The sequence below is a fragment of the Patescibacteria group bacterium genome (assembly GCA_027858235.1).
Classification (GTDB): Bacteria; Patescibacteriota; Patescibacteriia; order Patescibacteriales; family BM507; genus BM507.
Genome location: JAQIDC010000036.1, coordinates 60,902 through 82,393, shown reverse-complemented (window position 1 = coordinate 82,393; position 21,492 = coordinate 60,902). Strand labels below are relative to the sequence as shown.

The 21,492-nt window shown below is 33.1% G+C and carries 20 protein-coding genes; 16 read left to right on the top strand and 4 right to left on the bottom strand.

Annotation, left to right across the window (positions count from 1 at the left end):
* The coding region (locus PF572_03655) for a hypothetical protein (GenBank protein ID MDA3840162.1) at nucleotides 1–624 on the top strand (624 nt) is incomplete at its 5' end.
* A gap of 82 nt (nucleotides 625–706) precedes the next feature.
* Here PF572_03655 and PF572_03650 read toward each other — a convergent pair.
* Together PF572_03650 and PF572_03645 are read right to left on the bottom strand one after the other, a co-directional pair.
* On the bottom strand, nucleotides 707–2,659 hold the full coding sequence (locus tag PF572_03650; protein MDA3840161.1) for a hypothetical protein: 1,953 nt from the start codon (nucleotides 2,657–2,659) through the stop codon (nucleotides 707–709).
* Nucleotides 2,660–3,268: 609 nt separating this feature from the next.
* Nucleotides 3,269–3,868: a hypothetical protein gene (locus PF572_03645; GenBank protein ID MDA3840160.1), complete on the bottom strand. Its 600-nt coding sequence runs from the start codon at nucleotides 3,866–3,868 to the stop codon at nucleotides 3,269–3,271.
* 250 nt (nucleotides 3,869–4,118) lie between these two features.
* Between PF572_03645 and PF572_03640 the strand changes: the two genes are divergently transcribed.
* From PF572_03640 to PF572_03590, 11 genes are all read left to right on the top strand, one after another.
* On the top strand, nucleotides 4,119–4,289 hold the full coding sequence (locus tag PF572_03640) for an AbrB/MazE/SpoVT family DNA-binding domain-containing protein (protein ID MDA3840159.1): 171 nt from the start codon (nucleotides 4,119–4,121) through the stop codon (nucleotides 4,287–4,289).
* An 11-nt stretch (nucleotides 4,290–4,300) separates the two neighbouring features.
* Nucleotides 4,301–4,735: an adenylyltransferase/cytidyltransferase family protein gene (locus PF572_03635; GenBank protein MDA3840158.1), complete on the top strand. Its 435-nt coding sequence runs from the start codon at nucleotides 4,301–4,303 to the stop codon at nucleotides 4,733–4,735.
* 78 nt (nucleotides 4,736–4,813) lie between these two features.
* Nucleotides 4,814–5,497: a hypothetical protein gene (locus tag PF572_03630; GenBank protein ID MDA3840157.1), complete on the top strand. Its 684-nt coding sequence runs from the start codon at nucleotides 4,814–4,816 to the stop codon at nucleotides 5,495–5,497.
* 271 nt (nucleotides 5,498–5,768) lie between these two features.
* Nucleotides 5,769–6,857 carry a hypothetical protein gene (locus PF572_03625; GenBank protein MDA3840156.1) on the top strand — a complete coding sequence of 363 codons (1,089 nt, stop codon included), beginning with the start codon at nucleotides 5,769–5,771 and terminating at the stop codon, nucleotides 6,855–6,857.
* A gap of 176 nt (nucleotides 6,858–7,033) precedes the next feature.
* The gene (locus PF572_03620; protein ID MDA3840155.1) at nucleotides 7,034–9,787 is read left to right on the top strand and encodes a hypothetical protein; all 2,754 of its coding nucleotides are present in this window, start codon (nucleotides 7,034–7,036) and stop codon (nucleotides 9,785–9,787) included.
* Nucleotides 9,788–9,875: 88 nt separating this feature from the next.
* On the top strand, nucleotides 9,876–10,466 hold the full coding sequence (locus PF572_03615; protein ID MDA3840154.1) for an alpha/beta fold hydrolase: 591 nt from the start codon (nucleotides 9,876–9,878) through the stop codon (nucleotides 10,464–10,466).
* A 1-nt stretch (nucleotide 10,467) separates the two neighbouring features.
* Entirely contained in the window at nucleotides 10,468–11,220 is a 753-nt protein-coding gene (locus tag PF572_03610; protein ID MDA3840153.1) for a heparan-alpha-glucosaminide N-acetyltransferase, read from the top strand.
* 91 nt (nucleotides 11,221–11,311) lie between these two features.
* A complete protein-coding gene (locus tag PF572_03605) occupies nucleotides 11,312–12,865 on the top strand; it encodes a putative metal-binding motif-containing protein (protein ID MDA3840152.1) in 1,554 nt (517 codons plus the stop codon).
* A 130-nt stretch (nucleotides 12,866–12,995) separates the two neighbouring features.
* Nucleotides 12,996–13,481, top strand: coding sequence for an RNA polymerase sigma factor (locus PF572_03600; GenBank protein MDA3840151.1), 486 nt, complete (start codon nucleotides 12,996–12,998; stop codon nucleotides 13,479–13,481).
* A gap of 1 nt (nucleotide 13,482) precedes the next feature.
* Nucleotides 13,483–14,514 carry a DUF5667 domain-containing protein gene (locus PF572_03595; protein MDA3840150.1) on the top strand — a complete coding sequence of 344 codons (1,032 nt, stop codon included), beginning with the start codon at nucleotides 13,483–13,485 and terminating at the stop codon, nucleotides 14,512–14,514.
* A 101-nt stretch (nucleotides 14,515–14,615) separates the two neighbouring features.
* A complete protein-coding gene (locus PF572_03590; GenBank protein MDA3840149.1) occupies nucleotides 14,616–17,696 on the top strand; it encodes a transporter substrate-binding domain-containing protein in 3,081 nt (1,026 codons plus the stop codon).
* A 40-nt stretch (nucleotides 17,697–17,736) separates the two neighbouring features.
* Here PF572_03590 and PF572_03585 read toward each other — a convergent pair whose 3' ends face one another.
* On the bottom strand, nucleotides 17,737–18,231 hold the full coding sequence (locus PF572_03585) for a GreA/GreB family elongation factor (protein MDA3840148.1): 495 nt from the start codon (nucleotides 18,229–18,231) through the stop codon (nucleotides 17,737–17,739).
* 53 nt (nucleotides 18,232–18,284) lie between these two features.
* On the opposite strand from PF572_03585, the gene PF572_03580 reads away from it, so the two are divergent.
* Nucleotides 18,285–18,590 (top strand): hypothetical protein, encoded by a 306-nt coding sequence (locus PF572_03580; protein MDA3840147.1) that lies wholly within the window; start codon nucleotides 18,285–18,287, stop codon nucleotides 18,588–18,590.
* Nucleotides 18,574–18,900 carry a hypothetical protein gene (locus PF572_03575; protein MDA3840146.1) on the top strand — a complete coding sequence of 109 codons (327 nt, stop codon included), beginning with the start codon at nucleotides 18,574–18,576 and terminating at the stop codon, nucleotides 18,898–18,900. Before PF572_03580 ends, PF572_03575 begins: the two co-directional genes overlap by 17 nt.
* Here PF572_03575 and PF572_03570 read toward each other — a convergent pair.
* Nucleotides 18,897–19,928, bottom strand: coding sequence for a thermonuclease family protein (locus PF572_03570; protein ID MDA3840145.1), 1,032 nt, complete (start codon nucleotides 19,926–19,928; stop codon nucleotides 18,897–18,899). The two genes, PF572_03575 and PF572_03570, sit on opposite strands and share 4 nt — an antisense overlap.
* Nucleotides 19,929–19,990: 62 nt before the next feature.
* On the opposite strand from PF572_03570, the gene PF572_03565 reads away from it, so the two are divergent.
* A complete protein-coding gene (locus PF572_03565; GenBank protein MDA3840144.1) occupies nucleotides 19,991–20,980 on the top strand; it encodes a magnesium transporter in 990 nt (329 codons plus the stop codon).
* Nucleotides 20,977–21,468, top strand: coding sequence for an isoprenylcysteine carboxylmethyltransferase family protein (locus tag PF572_03560; protein ID MDA3840143.1), 492 nt, complete (start codon nucleotides 20,977–20,979; stop codon nucleotides 21,466–21,468). The genes PF572_03565 and PF572_03560 overlap by 4 nt, the downstream gene beginning before the upstream one ends.
* The last annotated feature ends 24 nt before the right edge of the window (nucleotides 21,469–21,492 follow it).

Sequence of the window (21,492 nt, the reverse complement as noted above, 5' to 3'; positions counted from 1 at the left end):
AATTATTTTCATAAGAGAGTGGGGCACCTATTTCAAGGCAGATATAAATCCATTCTAGTAGAAAAAGAAAACTATTTAGGAGAATTAATCAGATACATAATTTTAAATCCTGTTAGAGCAAAAATAGTTAAAAGACCCGAGCAGTGGAAATGGTCAAGTCATAAAGATGTTATCGCCAGAAAAGAAAAAAAAGACGACCTAGTTAAGAAAAAAAACGTTATTGATATTTTTGGAGGTAAAACAAAATACCTAAATTTTATCAACGAAAGAATTGAAGACATTGATTTTTGGGGAGAGTTGAGGGGTAATATTATTTTGGGCTCACAAGAGTTTCTGGATAATATTCAGATTTATATTGGAAAACAGAAAGATAATAAAGAAATTGTTAAAAAGTCACGACAGCTATCTAGACCTAAACTGGAAAAAATAATATGTGCAGACAATCGATCAGAAAGAAACAAAATGATAGCAGAGGCATATTACGAATATGGCTATTCGCAAAAAGAGATTAGCGAATATTTGGCAATGCACTATGCAAGCATCAGTCGAATAATTAAACAAACAAAAAGGTTAAAATACAAGACTCAAGACTTGACCCCATTTTCCCCAAGACTCAAGACTTGACCCCATTTTCCCCATTTTCCTCAATAAAACAACATCTTTCGAAAAGATGCTGTTTTATTGTATCTTTAAGTTTTTAAAAATATTATGGCATGCAAGACCCTAAAAGTTTTCCATTGTCATACATATCACATAGTGTGAGCTCTCCTGTCTCAGAACAGTTTATTCTGTATCCGTCAGTTTTCCCATTTGTGTACTGAGTGGCAACTTGGATAATGCCAGACTTGTAGTACACTTTGTACATACCATGCTTTTCCCATTTTTGACAATATTTCTCATTGTCCAAGCATAGGCGATGCATTTCATTGTGTAGAGGGCCAATCTCGAGATTGCTTTGGGGGTTTTTATATGTGCACCTGATGTAGGCGCCATTCACTCCGTCAATAGTTTCAAAGCCACCACCCTTTCTTTCACTTGGACATATCATCGCTGGTACATCGCTGCAGCTGACGCCAGGGAAGTCTGGTTCTTCTAGATTTTCTATACAGGCTCTCTTTACATCCTCATTTATTATTTTTTGGCAGAGCTCCTCATTTTTTGTATTTTCCGCTATTTTGGCATAGCAAGCATCTTTCATATTATTTTGTATAGGTATAAGTTCTTCATCCTTTGCTCCTGTTATTTTCTCGCATAGTTCTGCTCTGTTGTGTTTCACAGCAATGGCTGCGTAGCACAGCAAGTTTACATGATGGTCTTCACCTCCGTAGCTTTCGCACTTGTTAGCATCTCCTTCTTTAAGGGCCTGACTCAGCTCACACAAGTCGCGCATAAACTCTTCGTTGATATTATTGCAATTAAGTCCTTCAGTGTCATTTTTCACTAAGGCAAAGTAGGAGTAGCAAATATCTTTTGAGTCCTCGTGTTTAATGTTTTGGCAAATTGTTTTGTCATCTTTTGCCATGGCAACTTTTAGATTACACTCGCCGTTGAAGTAAGGGTCCTTCACAATGTCACAAATCCTTTTATCTAGCTTGTCGATACCTAGCATAGCACGACAAAGGTCTTTGCCGTCATTACTTTCTATATCTTCACATGCCTTTATGCTTTTCCCAGTTTTAGCAACATTGATTTGGCAGACTAGTCTTTGGTCTTCATTTTCTATCTCTTTGCAAGTTTTCATATCTATTTTACCTTGGCACTCTAGGTACATAGATTGATCATCTATGTGATGGCAGAAAAGTCTGCGTGTTTCTATATTGGGTAGTTGCCAGGAAGTATCTCGGACGCAGTCTCTATAGTCTTTGCCGGTTTTGGAGTTGCACTCTTCTACCAAGACTTGATAGCTATATTCATAACAGGTTTTTCTTGTTGACTCTTCTTTAATGTACTTACACTTTCCTAGATCCTTATCCAAAACAGCGATGCTAGCACCACCCAAGAGATCTGCCATGTTAAAAGTGGACAATTCCTTTTTTATATATTCGTTGTCTCTGTATTTTGATACGATTCCGAGTATACAGCTGTACTTTTCTGGCCCAACAAGTTTTAAGCATTGTTTAGTTTCTGTATCTATAATTTGATTTTCTATTTTCTCTTTGACTTTTTCTTGGTCTATAATCTCTTTGGAGTTTATCTTCAAGTCTCCTTCAATATTGCTAAATTCAATTATTGGATCAGGGTTGATGATTCTACTCGGTTCTATGGAAAAGTTTAATTGATCTACGTGGCTGGCAAATGATTTTGGAATAGTTTCTATGTATGTTTCTTCTTTAGATGAAAAGCTTAGTTTAATAGTACCCGCATACTTGTTTTCATCGTTTTTTATATATTCGACTGAGCGTGCCACATTGCCGTTGGCGCTAGTTTCTTTTGAATATTCGTAGGAGTATTTATCATCGCTTATTTCTACGTCATTAAAACTATAGTCAGGAAGAGTTTGCAACCAATCAGGTGCAGGTCCCTTTTCTTCGTTAATTTCTTCAAGACTTCTGGGCTCGTCCGAGATTATCACTTTGTCTGATTCTGGCTTTAAGCTAACATAGAGTGCTGCAGAGATTAAAACCACAGCTAGAATTAAAACTATTTTTTTATTTTTCATTGTTTTATAATTATTGCTTAACCTTGGTTAAATGTTATCATTATAGTTGCTGATAGGCAATATGGGTGTGTTTGATTGTGTTATCGTAGTTACGAAATAGAATAAGTAATTATTATGAATAGTGTTGTAAAATCATCACTACTCATTGAAAATTTAGTTCTAACCTGCCTGCCGTCAGGCAGGTAAGATCCACGAGCCCGTGCAAAATAAAAAGTACCTATTGTTAGGAAGATAAAAGAAGGGAAAAGCAAAAAACAAGCTTTGAAATGTTTAATGAGACAGAATATTAAAATAGTGTTTAGTATGATGAGAGAGCAAAGAGAATATTATAGTTAAAACAATTTCTACAATATCTACAATATCTCAAAAAAACTTGACTTAATATATCTGACCCCAATAGTTCCAATAGTTCGCTATAAAATTGATACCTAGGAGGTAATTGGAAAAAAATTTATTTATCATAAATATTTAAGTTTGGAATGTAAATTGTGCTGTTTATTTTAATAAATTCAGTTCTAGTAACCTCCACGAGCCCGTGCAAAATAAAACAAGCCTCATTCGAGGCTTGTTTTAATCAATGTTATTTGTAGTATTGAGATTAAAGCTATATTATTTTAAAATATTTTCTATACCCTGTTTAACCATGTTAACGCCGATTGCTCCAACAAAAAAACCATTTAATCGGAGGAAAATTTCCATGTTATGGTCAAATACCATGCGGATTTTTTTCCTGGTGATGTTATCCCGAAATATTTTTAGGCTCATGATAATTATAAAATTAATTAGCATAGTCAATAATAGAGTTAATCCGCCCGTCAGGGGTCCTTTGCTGTGGCCCAAGAGAATTGCCAAAGAAAGAGTTCCTGCTCCGACCATGAAGGGTAGGGCAATTTCGGATGCTAGTTCATCTATATTTCCCCTAAGTTTGATCATAGCCTTTCCTCCTTTGACTATAAAAATATAGGCAAAGGCGAAAATTATAATCCCACCAAATATTCGGAAAGATTCCATGTGAATTCTAAATACTGTATTCATAATAAAATCACCACCTATCATAAAAGTAAAGTAGATTGAAAAAGAAATTAAAGATGCTTTAACCATAACCCGTCTAAATGTTTTGTTGTCAAGATCTTTCATTACGGGAAGTAAGTAAAGAAAAAGGGCGAATGGGTTTAATAAAACTAAAAACTCTATAATTACGGAAGTCATTTATTTATTTTTTTATTGTTATTCTAATAGTCTACATTCTTTGATTCATATACACAATAGAGCCAAACATGCATTAGACTGAAATTATTTATGGTATAAAAAATATATTAGAATTTCTAAAATCAGTCTTAAAACCTCCACGAGTCTCAGCCGGTAGACAACAGTTCCGGACAGAGTTGTTTTGTAGTATAATTTAGGTATACATTAAAATGTATATTATAATGTATACTTAAAAATTAAAGTCATTATTATGCGTAGAAAACTTAAAGACAATGAGGTTAGAAAAATTTATGCTCATGGCAATAGCCTAGGTGTGACCCTGCCTAGAGAGGTGCTCGATTTGCTTAAATGGAGAAAAGGTCAGAAGTTGGTTTTGAAAAAATACGGGGAGGGGATTATGATTAGTGATTGGAAAAAATAATATTAAAAAAAATGATCGAGAAGACATTCGGCAAAAGAAGACTTATGGTTTTTGGAACTTTTGATGTTTTTCACAAAGGACATGAAGATTTTTTCAGGCAGGCAAAAATGCTTGGAGATTATTTGATTGTGGTCGTTGCAAGAGATGAAACAGTTAATCAAGTAAAAAAACAACTCCCAACAAATAGTGAGGAGAAAAGAGTTGAAGTGATTCGGGATAGTGGCCTTGTTGAAGATGTTATTTTGGGGAATATAGATGATAAGTATTTAATCATAAAAGAACATCGCCCAGATATAATTTGTCTAGGATATGATCAGGAATTTTTTATTGAACACCTTGATACGAGGCTAGAGGAATTTGGGCTGAGAAAAACAAAAATAATAAAACTAGAGTCTTTTAAACCAGAGATTTATAAATCCTCAAAATTGAGAAAATTTTTACGTTAAAAATAATTTGCTATGGACTCATTCAGATTAAGGAGCTACACTATATTTAGGTAATATTGATTATTAATTTAAAAATATATGGGAAAATTTAAAAAAGATGGAGGGTTTGGTGGTTTTAAAAGACATGGTGGAGACCGTGACTTTAAAAGAGGCGGAGGGTCAGATAGACCAGTAACAATGCATAAGGCAACTTGTTCTGATTGTGGAGTTAGTTGTGAGGTTCCTTTTAGGCCAACTGGCGATAAACCAGTTTTTTGTAGTGATTGTTTTGCCAACAAAGATACCTCTAATAAAAGTAGAAATGAAAGAAGGGCTAATAATCGAACCTTCTCTGAGGATAGAGAAATGCATAGGGCGGTTTGTTCAGAATGTGGTGTCAATTGCGAAGTCCCTTTTAGACCAACCGGTGATAAACCAGTTTTTTGTAGCGACTGTTTTGGAAAAGGTGTAAAAAGTGAAAAAAATGATAGAGCCATAAGTAATAGCAACGTTGTTTCTTCAGCTAATTATAAAAAAGATTTTGAGATGCTGAATATTAAATTAGATAGCATATTACAGATATTATCAGCCAGAGTTTCTGTCGAAGAGCCTGCTAAAGAACTAAAAGCCAAACTTGAAATAAGAAACGAAGAGTTAATAGAGAAGAAAGAGGTAAAAAAACCAAGGAAACCTGTTGCTCCGAAAAAAGTTGTTAAAAAGGCAGCGAAGAAAGTTGTGAAGAAAAAAGTTGTTAAGAAAGTTGCAGCGAAGAAAAAGAAATAAATCACTCTTTCTTATAATAAAAAAGACTATCCAGAGCAATGGAGGGTCTTTTTTAATGTGTATTTGTAAAATGTAACAAGATGTATAATACATTAATTATATTTGTTATTTGTATTAAAAAATGGTAAATTTATAATAGATTTAGTGATTTGTTTGAATCATATGCTTAAAATAAAAAAAACTATTTTCTCTTCTTTCTTATTTTTGTCAATTGTTTTTAGTTATTTTAAATAAAAAAACTAATTAAAATTTAAATATTAACTATAAGTCTATGTGCAGTGAAGCAACTACCCTCTTGGTGAAAAAAAGTTATTTGTTTTTTTTCTCATTATTTTTCATGTTTTTTTTGAGTGGATGCGGAGTGTTTGATTTTCTTGATGCAGATATGAATAAAGCTATTAACAAAAAAGATCCGAAACTTTGCTTGAAAATGACGGAAGACGCCGCCAGAAGAGAAAGATGTTTGGAGGGTGTGGCTGAAGCGAAAGAAGATGAGAGTATCTGTGATTTAATAGAGAGTGAGAAGGAAAAAGATTCTTGTTTTTCTAAGGTCGCCATTGTAAAGGAGGATGCAGAAATTTGCGCGAGCATCTCCGGGAATAGTAGACAGGGAACTTGTTATAGTGCGATTGCCTTAAGCACAAAGAATGAAAATCTTTGCGCGAAGGTATCTGCTGAAAGAGCTCAAGGCTCTTGCTATAGTGATATTGCGATTGAGAAAAATGATGAAAATATTTGTACAAAGATAGAGGACACATTTAGGGTCAACGGTTGTTATTCAGAAATAGCAAAAAATAAAAAGGACATTTCAATTTGCGCTAAAATTGAAAGCAGGCTTTATGATGAAAGCAAGTGTATTTCCGAAGTAGCCCAGCAAGTAGGAGACGAATCACTTTGCGTGAACATAGAAGAATCTTCCTATCGTAATAGTTGCCTATCGGCTATTGGGGTAAAGAAATTAGACCTTACAATTTGTAACGAGATGGATAGCGGGGGTGATAGAAATAATTGTTATTCAGGTATTGCATTGGGAACTTCAAATTTAAATATTTGTAATCAAATTGATCAAGAATTATATGAAAACAGATGTTATGCAGCGATAGCCAAAAAAGATAAAAGCTCGAATGCTTGTTCTAATGTAGAAAATAATGATAGTCGTTACGACTGTGCCTATGGGGCTGCCTTGGAAGCCAAAGATGCTTCATTTTGTGAGGTAATTGAAGAGAAGGGGACAAAAGAAAAGTGTTTTAACAATGTTGCCGTAAAAACAAATGACATAGCGGTTTGTGACAACATAGCCGATGAAGAAGAAAAGAGTGAATGTATCAGATCGACTGAATTTACAGTTTTGCAAAAGTAAAAAACAACATCAACGAAATACAAAAAAACAAGTGTAACTAAACGCTCGTTTTTTTGTTAGCATAATTTGTTGTAGTTGATAAAAATGCCAAAATGTTTCATAACATTAATGTATATTGACAAAGTATTCATAAAGGAATAAGATTCAAAATCAAATTAAAAATTAATTAAAAGAATATGGGATTCAAGAATCTTATTATTAAAATGAGCATATTAATTTTAGTAGTATTAGCGTTTGCTGGTGTAAAACCCGGCTTTGCTGCATTGAATGATTATACAATAACAACCTCTATTGCCGAGAGTTGGAAGGCTGGTGTATCTGAATATTGGCACCTTAGCCCAGTAAACGAAAAAAAGGAATTTTATTTAGGAGAAAAGATTCAGTTTTTTGCCCAATCTGGTTATATTAATGTTGCTCATACCTGGACAGTAAAAATTTATAATGGAGAAGACATGTACAAGGAAGTAAGTCTTGATTATAATCCAGGGGATTATGGTTGGCATTATAGTAATTTTAATCCTTGGTATAGTGATTTACCAGCTGGTGATTATCGTGCTGAGTATTATTTAAATTCAGGAAATGGAGATGAACACATTAATTCCAAAGAATTTACTGTATTGAATGAGGTGCCTAGTAATGTTAATCCCTATACTTTTCATCATGCTACTACTGCTACGTCATGGGCTTATGGATCCGATAATGAATATTGGGATATAAAACCTGTTGGTAAAAAAACTGAGTTTAATGTTGGAGAGGATGTTAATTTGATGATTCAGACGAGAAATATATATTTTGATCATAGATACAAAGTTGAACTCTATAAAGAAGGTTCAAAACAATGGGAATATTCTTCTGATTGGCTTGAAGTTGCAGAAAAATGGGAATATAGTAATTTTTATCCAAGCTATACTAATACACAACCAGGAAATTATAAGTTCAAGGTGTATATTGATACAGGCGTAGGATTTTTTAATATTGCTAACACTGATTTTAGAGTTGTGGGAGATCTTGAAGAACACACTTATCGTCATACATATTTAAGCTCTGGTTGGGAACATGGAGATGAGAACGAAGGGGCTTATTGGGATATAAAACCAACTGGGCAAAAAAATGTTTTTTCTAAAGGAGAAACAATTTTTGCACTATCTCAAGTAAAGAATATTTATCGCAACCATCAATGGAAGGTAGAGGTTCTTAAGGGAGATGATATGTTGTGGGAGTATGAAACCCCATGGAGAGAAGTTGGAACAGGTTGGACCTATGCAAATTTCTTACCAACATTTTCTGATGCCCAACCAGGTAATTATAGATTTAGAATTTATATAAATACCGGAGATGGTTATAAACTTCTTGAGAATAAGGCATTTTCAGTTGAAGGAGAAATGGATGAATTAGTTTTTGATCATGCTGTGACTGCCACTGAGTGGGAGCATGGAGGAGATAATGATCATTGGAATCTAAAACCACTAAAAGTAAGCAATACTTTTAACGAAGGCGAAAACGTTTATCTAATGGCACAGGTTAGAAATATTTATGTTGACCATAGATATAGAGTCGAATTGCATAACGGAGAAGAGTTAATGTGGACTTATGATACTGATTGGCAAAACGTTGGAGCTGGCTGGGCTTATAGTAATTTTTTCCCAGCATATTATAATGCTCAAGCTGGTCACTTAGAATTTTGGTATTATCTAGATACAGGAGAAGGATTCGAATTGTATGGTAAAAAAGCTTTTGATGTTATTCCTGATGGAGACGAACCAATTGACGAAGATCTAGTAATTGAAGACTCTGTTGATGAGGATCCGATAGTTGATCCAGTTGTAGACCCAGTAACTTATGAAGATTATAATCGTGGAGTTACTGTTTATAATACAGTAGGTAGAAATGATTTTGAATATTTTTCTGAAAATGGCGTCTCAACTGTTCGTTTAATGCTAATGGATGGTGATCTTCTAGAACCGAGCGTTGATTTTAATTTAGCTAGTTCATCAAGAACCATCTTGCCTGAAAATATTGATAAGCTAAATTCAGTTTTAGCATTAGGAAAAGAATATGGAATAAAAGTTATTGTTGATGTTCATGAAATTCCAGGATTAAATCGTTGGTTTATTTCAGAGGACAAGCCAAAAGATACTAGGATGTGGGATGTTGCAGAAAATATAAGTGCCGGTGAAGAATATCGAGAGCTTCTTGTTACGGTTTGGGATCAATTGTCTCAATTAATGAAAGATAGAGACAGTGAAGCTGTTGTATATGAATTGTTCAATGAACCAGAACCAAAAACAGACTATGACCCAAATGAAGATAAAGGATATCTTTGGTATGATTTACAAGATAGCTTAATCGATACAATTAGAGAAAATAATGATACTCATTTAATAGTTGCAACTCCAGCATATTCCTGGAAAACAGAATCATTATCTGATTGGATTCCATCTATAGCTGTATTGAATGATGAAAATATAGCAGCATCAGTTCATGGCTACAGACCGATTCAGTTTACTATTCAAGAGGAGGCTTGGTATGGTAATGTTGAATATAATGCTTATCCAGGAACTTATGACGAAGAGCATTATGGCGAAACAACTTGGAATTATGAAATGATTGATAATCTTTTTGCAGATACTGTAGGTAATTTTTATAAGGAATATGGAGTTCAAGTTTATCTTGCCGAATTTGCCGTGAATAGAGAAGCACCAGGAGCGGAGCTTTGGTTACTTGATATGATGAATTTGATGAATAAAGAATATTCAGACGAGATTTGGGGATGGTCAGTTCATGTTTGGGAAGAAGACCAATACGCTAGATTAAATCATCTTGATTATGATTGGAGTAGAGCGGGAATGAATGATTTCTCAACAGACCCAGCACAGCTAGAAGCTGTGTTGGCTGGAATTAATAATATTGAGGAGACTTTGATGGAATAAACAAAAGATAGTTTAAATAGAAAAAGACGCTTAAACGCGTCTTTTTTTGTGATATAATAAAAGGAGGATTTATAGATAAATTAAAAATATGAAAAAACAAGTTATTGTTATACATGGGGCAAATTCATTTGATTCTTATGATGAATATATTAATTATCTAAAAAATAGAGAAGTGACTGTTGAGTCATTTTTATCATGGAGAGGATGGAAGGATAATTTGGCAGATGAATTGGGAAGTGATTTTGAAGTATTTGCTCCTCGTATGCCGAATAAAGACAATGCTAAATATGCGGAGTGGAAAATATGGTTTGAGAGAATATTCCCTTATATTCAAGAAGATGTTGTTCTCGTTGGACATTCTATGGGAGGTATATTTTTAGTTAAGTATTTGTCTGAAAATAATTTTCCCAAAAAAATAAAAAAACTTATTCTTGTAGCAGCTCCGCACTCAGGTTCTGATAAAATAGGAAGTTTTGCATTAAATCAGACATTGGACGGTGTTTCTGAGCAGTGCGAAGATATTCACTTACATCAAAGTGAGGATGATTTATTAGTGCCATATAAAGAAGTCGAATATTACAGGAGAGATTTACCAAATGCCAAGATACATACATACAAAGACCGAGGTCATTTTCATCAAGAGCATTTTCCCGAGATAGTTGAGGAAATAAAAAAATAATATGTCTAAAAGATTTTGGGAAATTGATTTTATGAGAGGGGTGGCTATTCTTATGATGGTCGTTTTTCATTTTGTTTGGGATTTGAATTATTTTTATAGCGTTGAAGTCAATTTTGGTTTTGGTTTTTGGAAAATATTTCAAACCTTGACTGCTTCTCTGTTTATATTTTTGGTTGGTGTTTCGTCATTCTTGAGTTCTCAAAAATCCAATCCAGAGTTTAGAACGTTTTTAAAAAGAGGTTTGAAAGTTTTTTCTTTTGGGGTCTTAATAACCATCGTTACAAGAATTATATTTCCCAGTGAATACATAATATTTGGAATACTACATTTCATAGGTGTAGCAATTGTTCTCTCTTATTTTTTTATTAAACTAAGGTATCTAAATTTATTTATTGGTGTTTTGTTTATTGTTGGCGGGGGGATATTGAAAAATAACTATTTTGATTTTTCTTATTTGGCCCAGGCCACCCTCTCTGACTTCGTCATTCACCTTGTATTACCTTTTGGTTTCATCCCAGAAAATTTTTCAACATTAGATTATTTTCCAATATTTCCTTGGTTTGGAATAGTATTGTTTGGCATTTTCTGGGCGCAATTGTTTTACAAGGGTAGTGATAGGTTATATATATTCAATTTTGAAAACAACAACTTTGTGTCAAAAAGTATGTCTTATTTGGGAAAGAACTCCTTGTTTGTATATTTAGCTCACCAACCAGTCTTATTTCTACTATTTTATATTTCTACTTTAATTTAAGTCTTTAATATTAGCCAATTAGCCAATGTAATGATTGCAGTTTTTTTGTGTATTATTTAGTACAAGGAGTATTAATTAATAATACAAATATATGAAATTTACAAACAATCTTTTGGCGAATGTAGCGCTTGTTTCACTTTCTTTAGTTTTTGGAGCAGGAGTTCTATTTGCTGTAAATGCCGACACTACGCAAACTTATTATCTAGACACAGACGGTGATGGGTATGGAGATTCTGCTGTTTCAATTGCTAGTACAACTTCTCCATCTGGTTATGTTTTAGATTCTAGTGATTGTGATGATAATGATAGTTCAATCCACCCTGAAGCAGATGAGCTTTGCGACGGAGTAGACAATAATTGTAGTGGGGATATAGATGATGAAGGAGTCCAAACAGCTTATTATTATGATTTTGATGCTGATGGTTTTGGAGAAATTGGTACTTCAACACTAGCTTGCTCGGCTCCAAGTATCGATTATGTAGAAGTAAGTGGCGATTGTGATGATATGGCTTCAAGTACAAATCCTAATGCTACTGAAATTTGTGATGGAGTTGATCAAAATTGTGATGGGAGTGTTGATGAAGGAGTAACAACTACTTATTATCTAGACGATGATGCTGACGGATATGGATTTACTGCTAGTACTACTGAGTCCTGCGCAGCACCTGTCGGATATGCTTCATTGAATGATGATTGTAATGATGATGATATGGATGTATACCCAGGAGCAACAGAAATTTATAACTCAATTGATGACGATTGTGATAGTGATGTTGATGAGGGCTTTGTTGATAGAACATTTTATATTGACGAGGACGGAGATGGATATGGAAGTGATGCTAGCACAAGTATTGCCATGGAAGCTCCAGAAGGTTTTGTAGAAAATAATATTGATTGTAATGATAATGATTCAAGCATCTATCCAAATGCTGGTGAAGTTTGTGATGGTATTGATAATGATTGCGATAGTTTAATCGATGAGAATGTTAAAAGTACTTTTTATTACGATGGTGATGGCGATGGCTATGGTATTGACACTAATATAATACTTGCTTGCGTTGCTGAAAATAACTATGTGGCTAACGATGGTGACTGTGATAATAACAATAATACAGTTTATCCAGGAGCTTCTGAACTTGATGATGATATTGATAATAATTGCAACGAAATTGTTGATGAAGTATTTAATACTTATTATGTTGACAACGACGGAGATGGTTACGGAAATGCTCTTAGCTTTGTTGAAGCATTTGATACTCCAATCGGTTACGTTGATAATGACGATGATTGTGATGATAATAATGATACAGTTTATCCTGGGGCTACGGAACTTGATGATAACATTGATAATGATTGCGATGGTAGAATTGATGAAGGCGTTAATAATAACGACAATGATTGTAATTGCGACTGTGATGGAGATGGCGATTGCGATAATGACGGTGACGGCTATTCATATCAATATCAACACCAAAATCACAATGGAGAATATGAGGGTGAAGATAATGGCTACAAAAATCACGGTCAATACGTTAGTGAAATGGCTCACCTTACAAACTCATTAAAAAAGAGTGGTAAAATGTCAGGACAAGAAAAAGGAAGTATAATGAGCTCATTGAACAAAAGTAGAGGAAAGACAAGGTGAATGACGAAGGCAGAGAAGGTGGCCTGGGCCAAAAAATAATATAAAAGAATCTCATATAAAAGGTAAGCCAGTTGAAAAAAAGATGATTTACTGCTAAAGTGCTATAATTATCTGAGTATTTAACAGGTTTATGTCAAAAGACAATAAAAATTTTCTAGCGAACTATAATAAGTATGTTGATAAGATTTATGCCTATATTTGGTATCGAGTTGGTTTTGATAAGACAACGGCAGAGGATTTGTGCTCGGAAATATTTTTGAAAGCATTTAAGAGTCATGATAGCTTCGATGAAACTAGATCTTTTCAGTCCTGGATATACAGAATAGCTAAAAATCATTTGTTAAATCACTATAGAACGAGAGGGAGGGAAGTTGACCTTGAGAGTGCTCTGGATCTATCAGTTGAAACTTTGCAAAAAATAAATACAAGCATTGAGGTTGAGCGAATAATGAAGCATATTGGAAAATTGGATGATTATTCAAGAGAAGTTGTAATAATGAGATATGTTGACGAACTGGACAACAAGGAGATAGCCGAAATTTTAGACAAAGAGGTGAATGCGGTTAGAGTACAGCTGAACAGAGCTCTGAATAAATTAAGAGAAGATATTGAATAATATGAATAAGTTAGATAAACAATTGAATAGCTTACCAAAACCTAAAATGAGTTTGGTAAAAAAAATGAATTTGAAATATAAACTATATGTTTTGATTATTCAGGAAAGTTTTAGTTTTGAATTTCTTTTGAATAGGAAATTTCAACATAGAGCTATCTCTTTTGTTTTACTTCTATCTTTATTGTTTGGACTCCCTTTGTATAGTTATGCAAGCCCTGGGGTAAATGAAAAACATATTTTATATCCTGTTAAATTAGCTATAGAAAAGATTGAATTAAAAGTAGCGAATACTGATATTGAAAAGCAAGAAAAATATGAAAAATTTTCTGAAAGAAGGCTGAGTGAAGCAGAAGTTTTGAGTGAAAACATAAAAGAAAATGAAGACAGAGTGGCTATCTCAAATACAATTAAGGCGGCAGTTGCTTTGAAGGAAAAGGCTAGAGAGATCGCTTTTAAAGAAGGAGATGGAAGCGAACAAAGTCGTATAAATCAAAGAGAAAAGCTAAATAACATAGCATCTTTTGTCGGTATTGAAGAGGATGATGAATTAGTAGAAAATATTGCATCGGCGATGGATAACATTGGAGAAAATATTCAAGTGAATAATAACGGAAGGGGTGAAATGATGAGAAATGCTAGTTCTACAAAATTTAATAATGGACAAATACGTTCAAATAATCTTGAATCAGACGACAGACTGATGGGACAAGGAGAAAATAGTAGCGATAGAATAACAGAAGACCTAGAAAATACTGAGAGACTTTTGGAACTTAAAGAAAAAGTTGAAGCTCTAAAGATTGATTTAAAAGATGATGACTATGACGAAACAGACGTTGAAGCTCTTTTCGAGAAACTAGACAAGAGAGTGGAGACTGTTACTGAAGCCATAGAGAATGAAGATCAAAAAAATATAAATGGTATTATAAATTCAACAAAAGCTATTACAAATAATGCTAAACATTTTATTAAAATGAAGGGGCCCAACAAGGAAGATCCATCGAAAGTGAATAATGGGAGAGGAAGAGGAAGATAAAATATTTTGTCTTTAAACGCAAAAACAGAGTTTTAAAATAGTTGTTGTTCTAAACCATCATATTTATTACAAATAGAGTTTTTTTGTGGTATAATAATTAAATGAATATAACAAGGAGGATTTTATTTTTAGGACTATTAATTTTTTCAGGTTTAATAACCTTTAGTCATGTTAATGCTGTCGGCAATGACAATTTTTTTGTTGATGGAGAAGTAACCACTCCAACTATTAAATCAGCAACAGAATACGATTATCCACCTTTTTCTGTTATTAACGATGGTCAAGCAGATGGTTTTTCTGTTGAGTTATTAGAGGCTACGCTTAAAGCTGTGGATCTAGATGTTGAGTTTTATGTTGGACCTTGGTCTGAAATAAAAGAAGATTTGACAGAAGGAAGAATTGACGTATTACCTTTGGTTGGGAGAACTCCAGAGCGAGAAGTCTTGTATGATTTTACCGTTCCCTATATTTCTATTTATGGAAATATTTTTGTTAGAAGAGATCATGATAATATAAATAAATTATCTGACCTATGGGGGAAAGAAGTGCTTGTAATGGCAGGAGATAATGCCGAGGAATTTGCACGACGCGAGAAGGTATCAGATAACATTATTGCAGTTGAGAGCTATGAGGAAGCATTTACTCTACTGGCTGAAGGAAAATATGACGCAATTATTATTCAAGAAATAGTCGGAAAACAACTAATAAAAAAATTAGGAATAAATAATGTTATTGCAGTCTCTCAAATTGATAATTTCAAACAAGACTTTACTTTTGCTGTGCAAGAAGGGAATGCAGAATTATTAACTAGGCTTAATGATGGATTGTCAAAAATTATCATTAGTGGGCAATTTGATGAAATATACAATGAATGGATAGCTCCGATTCTCGTTGAAAATAAATCTGTTGATGTAGAATTTATTCAATCGTACGCAAAGGAAACTGCCGAAAAAATTGATGAGTACTTAATAAATCACCCCGAGCTCACGATTGAAGATTTGCAAAAAGATGATGTTTTTAAATCTATTGCTGTTCAAAGGCTCGGAGATGAAGGTTACACAGGGCTTGTGGATAGCGAATCAGGTTATTTTTATCTTCATCCACAAGAGAAATTAGTAAATACAGATTCCCATCTTTTAAAAGAACAACTCCCTGATTGGTGGAAAATTCATGGCGGATCAATTGGACCTAAATGCAAAAACTCATCTGGATATTATGAATGGGAAGAAAGCAATGGGACTTTAACAGATAAATATATGGTTACGGCTTGTGTGGATACCCCCACAGCAGATAATAAGAAACTATTTGTAGGAGCTACTTCATATATCGATAAAAAAACCGCGGAAGAATATATAGAGGAATATAATATTAAGAACTCCTTTGAATATTCAAAATTAGCTATAAAGCAAAAAGCGGAGGATGTTGCTAAGCAAGTGGAAATTTACCTAAGAGGAAACCCGGAAATGACAGTGAAAGATTTTCAAGAAGACCCATATTTTCAGAAAATCGCCGTGCAGTTAGTTGGGAAAACTGGTTATACTGCAGTGACTGATTATAATACTTTAGTGGCTCGCTACCATACTAATCCAGCAATAGTAGATTTAGATTTACATACCTTAAAGAATAAGCTCCCAGGTTTTTGGGATGTTATGTCCAAATCAGAGGGTGGGCTTGTTTCTGATGGAGTCTATGCATGGGAAGAGGCAGATGGGACTATAACTCAAAAGTATATGTATATCGCAATAGTAGATGCTAAGACGGCTGACGGTATTGGGCTAAGTGTTGCTGCCACCACGTATTTAGATGAATATGAGAAAGAGTTTATTGAGCCTGACCAGGACTTGGTTCAGAAAAATAATGAAGTTCTTAATTTTAATTATCTTAGATATATATATTTGTTTATTTCTATTTTAGTGGTTGTTGTGTTTCTTTTAGTATTATTATATTATTTTAAAATTTTGAAGCTAGAAAGAACAAGTTTGATAATAATTCTTATTTTTCTATTCAGTCTAGTTGGTGGGATGTTCATTTTTGGTTCTATCTCAACTATTAATAATTTAAAGAGTCAATTTAAAGACAACCATAGAAAACAATATTTTGAGATAGGTAATCTTTTGTCAGAAAAACTTCTTGAGCTATTTGAAGATATGGAAAAGGAGTTAGAATATATATCTGAAAATTATTCAAATGATGATTGCAGTGAAGAATGCCGATTGAGTTTATTGAAAGGAGCTTATGAGAGGAACAAGGATTATGTCCACGCTTTTACCAGAATAGATAAAGACAATATTATAAAATATATTTATCCGAATGATGATTCTGCAATTGGGATTGATATTGGTGGGCAGGAACACGTTATCAAGCTCAAGAAAACTATGAGTCCCGTATTTAGTGATATCTTTGACGCAGTACAGGGGTTTCCAGGCATTGCCTTCCAATATCCAGTAATCAAGAATGGAGACTTTGACGGTATTGTCGATTCATTTATTAATGCAAACGATTTTTTTGGCAGTCTTTCTTTCTTTCTTGAACATATTCATAATAATGAATCTTTTTTGCTGGAAACTGATGGGAACATTATTACCTCAGGGATTAATGATTATCTTGGAAAAAATATTCTAACATTGGAAAAATACAAAGCAGTAAAAAATGATTTAGAAAGTATTTTTAAAGAAGAAAAAGAGGGATATATAGAATTTGTTATTAATGGAGAAAATCAAGTAGTTAATTATCAACCAATTGAGGCTGTAGACAAAAAGATTTTTCTACTTACAGTATGGGAAGAAAAGGAAGCATATCATGGATTAGATAGTGCTATGAAAAATATTTGGTTTTTTACTTTTATAGCTCTAGCCTCATTTGCAGTTACTGGAATTTTCTTTAGTTATTTTTTAACAAAGTCATTAAGAAAAGAAGTTGATAAGAAAACATCTGAAGTAAGGAATACGGCCGAATTTATTAAAAATCAACTCAAAAAAGAAGAAATAATTAATAAAGAAAAAGAAAAATTACTAATTGAGCAAAAAAAAGATAAGAAAAAACTTGAGGAAAAAGTTGAGGAGATGGAAAAGTTTAATGATTTGGTGGTGGGTAGAGAATTAAAGATGAGAGAAATGAAAAAAACAATAAAGGAATTAGAAAATATCAAAAAGACTACGAATAAAAGTAAGAAAAAAGTTTAGAGATTTTTAAAAATAAAACTGTGACCTTTAAATCACAGTTTTATTTTATTTTAATTATTTTATATTTTATTGTTCTATCTTTAATATTTAGAGATATTTCATGTCCAACTTTTCTATTTATCAGGGCTTCACCGATTGGGGAGAGGTGCGATATTATGCCAGTGCTTGGATTTGTTTCACTTGATCCCAGTATGGTTAATTCTTTTATTTTCCCGTTCACCTCCACCTCTACTGTGGACCCAATTTCAATAAAATTCGATTTTGATTTCTTTATGATTATTGATTTTTTGAGATGATTTTCTATCTCTAGCATTTTCTGATTAAGACCTCTTAGTTTACCTTTAGCTAGGCTGTAGGCGTGATTTTCAGAAAAATCTCCATCAAGAGCGAGTCTTTTAACCTCATCAATCAAGGCTGGTCTTCTGCTTTTTAAAACTTGTAGTTTATTTTTTAAACTACAATACTTAGACTCAGTTATGTGGGGGTCTTTTTTGTCGTGAGTATAAATACCTGGTTTTCTTGTTGGGACTCTCATTTTTTTTAATTAATGTTTATATGTTATAATGTTTAAACTTTAAAATCAAATTTATGAATATATTCAAATCTAAAAAAACATCAATATATTTTATTGGCTATCTTTTGGTGATGATTTTTGTTCAAGGTTGTTCAGTTAGCGATAGCAATACCACAAATAACACACAGGACAATGATGATGAAATAATAAAGAATGGTAATGGAAACTTAGATAAACCATCAGTTAATTTAGCTAATACTTGCCCTCGTGGTCTTGCTTGTGCTCTCCCAGGTCGCTGCACTCTGTTTACTGACCAAAACTACGACAAACTTTGTGATAGATCAACCACTCAAAATCAAAATTATGGCAGAGGCCTATAACACGCTAACAATAATATTTTTCACCCTTCTTTTTTATTTTGGGTCATTTTTGCTTGTTAAATTTGGAAAAGTAAAGAAAATAAACCAAAGACGATTTTGGAATGTGGTTTTACTCTTTACATTTCTAGCTTCAGCATTTCTGGGGATAGTGATGGCAGTTATTATTGACTATGGTTTAATCGTGATGTCTTATCCGCAACTCTTAACTCTCCATGTTAGAATAGGAATGGTTATGGCTGTTATCGCTTTCATTCACACACTTTCTCATTGGCGATATTATTGGGTGATTATCAAAAGGAAACAAAATTAAGGACAACTTTCTGCCACTCTCCAGCCAGCCTTAAGCGCCTCTTCTTCAGAGCAAAACCATTTTTCACCCTTAGCTGTATTTATGATAGTTTTTTCGTACTCATCACATCCAAGATGATGATATATCTTCTCACCGGTGTTGTATGAAATATTGCCTTTTATTAGGCAATATTTTTTGTTTTCTTCTGTTGGTTGTGAATCAAAGTCAATGCAAACATCGTCACTCCATAAGCCTAATTTGTTATTTTTGGCGCTTGTTTCGGCTTCTTTAAAATCGTTTTGGTAAATATAGGGTATTTCATATGTAAATTCATAAGCATAGCCATTCTCAATCATCCATTTATTGATAAACAAATTATCATTACGATAAACATAACGGAGAAGACGTGAGTATTTGTCTAGATTGTCTTGAGTTTTATCTTTTTCTAAGTAAACTTCAGCTCCCGAGAGAAGTTCTTTTAACTTTTGTGAAGATTCTCTGCCGAAGCATTCGACTGGTTTTTCGGGGTGGACTGTTTCTGGAGTATCTATACCAATGAGACGAACTGTTTTTATTTGATTATCAATATTTACTTTTATTGTATCCCCATCAATAACGTCTATTACTTTATAGCTAGTAAGTTTTTTGAGTTCAATATTTTCATTAGATTCCGCAACTTTTTCTTCCGTGTTTTCAAATTGATTTAATAATGAGCTTGGTTTTATATCATCCAAATTTTCTAAACTTATATCCTTATTAAGCTCAGATGGATTTAAGAGGTTAAAAATTATAAATAAAGAAATTATTAAAGCAAGTCTGTGAATACTTCCAAGGCTAAAATCATAACGCTTTTTTAATTGATTTTCCAGAAGTTTGTAGCTAGGCGGAAAAGTTATTATTGCTATTAACAGGAAGATAACTGCATTTATTAAATCAAGGGACCAAACGTAGCCAAAAAAAGAAAAGTAAAAAACTATGCCAAGAAACCAGCTAACAATATTTATGTTGAATATTTTTTTATCCTTTGGTTTTTTTCTCTTATTAAACATATTATTAATTATATATCCTTTTAAGTCTTTAGGCTATTGTGAATAAATGATATAATAAAAATATGGAGGAAAACAATATTAAAAAATTTGAAAAAGAAACAGCTGGGAAAATCATGACTACTTTAGTTCCTGTTGTTGATATTGACGAAGATATTAAGGGAATAGAAAAACTCTTAATAAAAGATGCTGATAAATTTGATTCTATCAATTACGTCTATGTTGTAAATAAAAGGAAAAAATTGGCTGGCGTTGCTTCAATCAAGGAAATTTTTAGGCAAAAAAAAGATATTAAGATAAGGCGAATAATGACTTCCGAGTTAATTGTTTCAAGATCAAGTACTGACCAGGAAAAAATTGTCTACAAGGCCTTGAAGTACAAAATTAAGGCAGTACCAGTTGTAGACAAAAATGGTTATTTTCTAGGTGTTGTGCAAAGTGATGATATATTGCGAGTTTTGCATAAAGAAACAGAGAAAGATATCTTTCAAATGGCCGGTGTCTTAAACTCAAAAGGGAACTTTGACAATATAATGAATATCTCTATTTTTAAGTCTTTTATTCATAGATTCCCATGGCTCTTCGTTGGGCTATTGGGAGGTTTATTGATTGCTAAAATAATTGGAGTGTTCGAAAAAGAGATTTATACTAATGTAATTTTGATAGTCTTTATTCCATTAGTCATATACATAGCAAGTGCTGTTAGTACTCAAATGTCAACTTTCTTAATAAGAGATTTAGCAGTTGGCAACGGTTTTTCTTTTTTAAAATATTTTTTGAGAAATTTTTTCATTGTGTTTTTGATTGCTGTGGCTTCAGCAGTCTCTTTTTTTATGTTAGATATAGCTATTTATAGGAACCTTCAAATTGGTATTGTTCTTAGTGTGGCAATATTCGTGGCCATAATGTCAGCACTTTTTACGGGGCTTATTATTCCATTTATCCTAGATAGAATGAAAATTGATCCAGCGAATGCCAGCGGTCCCTTCGGAACTATTTTGCAAGACACCCTCTCGGTTCTTATTTATTTTTCTGTTATCTCGCTAATGCTATGAAAATAAATTTTGTAAAAATATTAAAAGCAAGTATCGCTGGGCTAGCTGCTGGATCTTTATTTATGCTCATAATCCCGGCATTTTTAGTTATTTTGAATATTTCTAATGATTTTGCTATTTTAAAGAATGATATTCTATGGTTTATGGGGATTGTTTTGATATCTGCTTCATCTTTGTACTTTTGGTACTGCACAGGTCTATTTTCAATATTCGGGAAGGGGACTCCTGCTCCGATTGAACCTCATCAAAATTTGGTTTCGCGAGGTATTTACAAGCACACTAGAAACCCAATGTATCTTTGCTATTTTTCAATCATTTTAGGTGAGTTTTTTGTTTTAGGTTATATTCTTCTACTTTATTATTTTTTGTTTATAGTTGTCTTTATTAACGTATATGTGATATTTTTTGAAGAGCCAGCCCTAATGAAACGTTTTGGCTTAATATATTCTACCTATAAACAAGATGTCCCAAAATGGATTTTGTTCTAGATTGATGGATGTCCCAAAAAATGT

What these genes read in the sequence shown, in the direction of transcription:
- PF572_03650 (MDA3840161.1), bottom strand. Translation starts at nt 2,659, where the DNA reads ATGAAAAATAAAAAAATAGTTTTAATTCTAGCTGTGGTTTTAATCTCT.
- PF572_03645 (MDA3840160.1), bottom strand. Translation starts at nt 3,868, where the DNA reads ATGACTTCCGTAATTATAGAGTTTTTAGTTTTATTAAACCCATTCGCC.
- PF572_03640 (MDA3840159.1), top strand. Translation starts at nt 4,119, where the DNA reads ATGCGTAGAAAACTTAAAGACAATGAGGTTAGAAAAATTTATGCTCAT.
- PF572_03635 (MDA3840158.1), top strand. Translation starts at nt 4,301, where the DNA reads ATGATCGAGAAGACATTCGGCAAAAGAAGACTTATGGTTTTTGGAACT.
- PF572_03630 (MDA3840157.1), top strand. Translation starts at nt 4,814, where the DNA reads ATGGGAAAATTTAAAAAAGATGGAGGGTTTGGTGGTTTTAAAAGACAT.
- PF572_03625 (MDA3840156.1), top strand. Translation starts at nt 5,769, where the DNA reads ATGTGCAGTGAAGCAACTACCCTCTTGGTGAAAAAAAGTTATTTGTTT.
- PF572_03620 (MDA3840155.1), top strand. Translation starts at nt 7,034, where the DNA reads ATGGGATTCAAGAATCTTATTATTAAAATGAGCATATTAATTTTAGTA.
- PF572_03615 (MDA3840154.1), top strand. Translation starts at nt 9,876, where the DNA reads ATGAAAAAACAAGTTATTGTTATACATGGGGCAAATTCATTTGATTCT.
- PF572_03610 (MDA3840153.1), top strand. Translation starts at nt 10,468, where the DNA reads ATGTCTAAAAGATTTTGGGAAATTGATTTTATGAGAGGGGTGGCTATT.
- PF572_03605 (MDA3840152.1), top strand. Translation starts at nt 11,312, where the DNA reads ATGAAATTTACAAACAATCTTTTGGCGAATGTAGCGCTTGTTTCACTT.
- PF572_03600 (MDA3840151.1), top strand. Translation starts at nt 12,996, where the DNA reads ATGTCAAAAGACAATAAAAATTTTCTAGCGAACTATAATAAGTATGTT.
- PF572_03595 (MDA3840150.1), top strand. Translation starts at nt 13,483, where the DNA reads ATGAATAAGTTAGATAAACAATTGAATAGCTTACCAAAACCTAAAATG.
- PF572_03590 (MDA3840149.1), top strand. Translation starts at nt 14,616, where the DNA reads ATGAATATAACAAGGAGGATTTTATTTTTAGGACTATTAATTTTTTCA.
- PF572_03585 (MDA3840148.1), bottom strand. Translation starts at nt 18,231, where the DNA reads ATGAGAGTCCCAACAAGAAAACCAGGTATTTATACTCACGACAAAAAA.
- PF572_03580 (MDA3840147.1), top strand. Translation starts at nt 18,285, where the DNA reads ATGAATATATTCAAATCTAAAAAAACATCAATATATTTTATTGGCTAT.
- PF572_03575 (MDA3840146.1), top strand. Translation starts at nt 18,574, where the DNA reads ATGGCAGAGGCCTATAACACGCTAACAATAATATTTTTCACCCTTCTT.
- PF572_03570 (MDA3840145.1), bottom strand. Translation starts at nt 19,928, where the DNA reads ATGTTTAATAAGAGAAAAAAACCAAAGGATAAAAAAATATTCAACATA.
- PF572_03565 (MDA3840144.1), top strand. Translation starts at nt 19,991, where the DNA reads ATGGAGGAAAACAATATTAAAAAATTTGAAAAAGAAACAGCTGGGAAA.
- PF572_03560 (MDA3840143.1), top strand. Translation starts at nt 20,977, where the DNA reads ATGAAAATAAATTTTGTAAAAATATTAAAAGCAAGTATCGCTGGGCTA.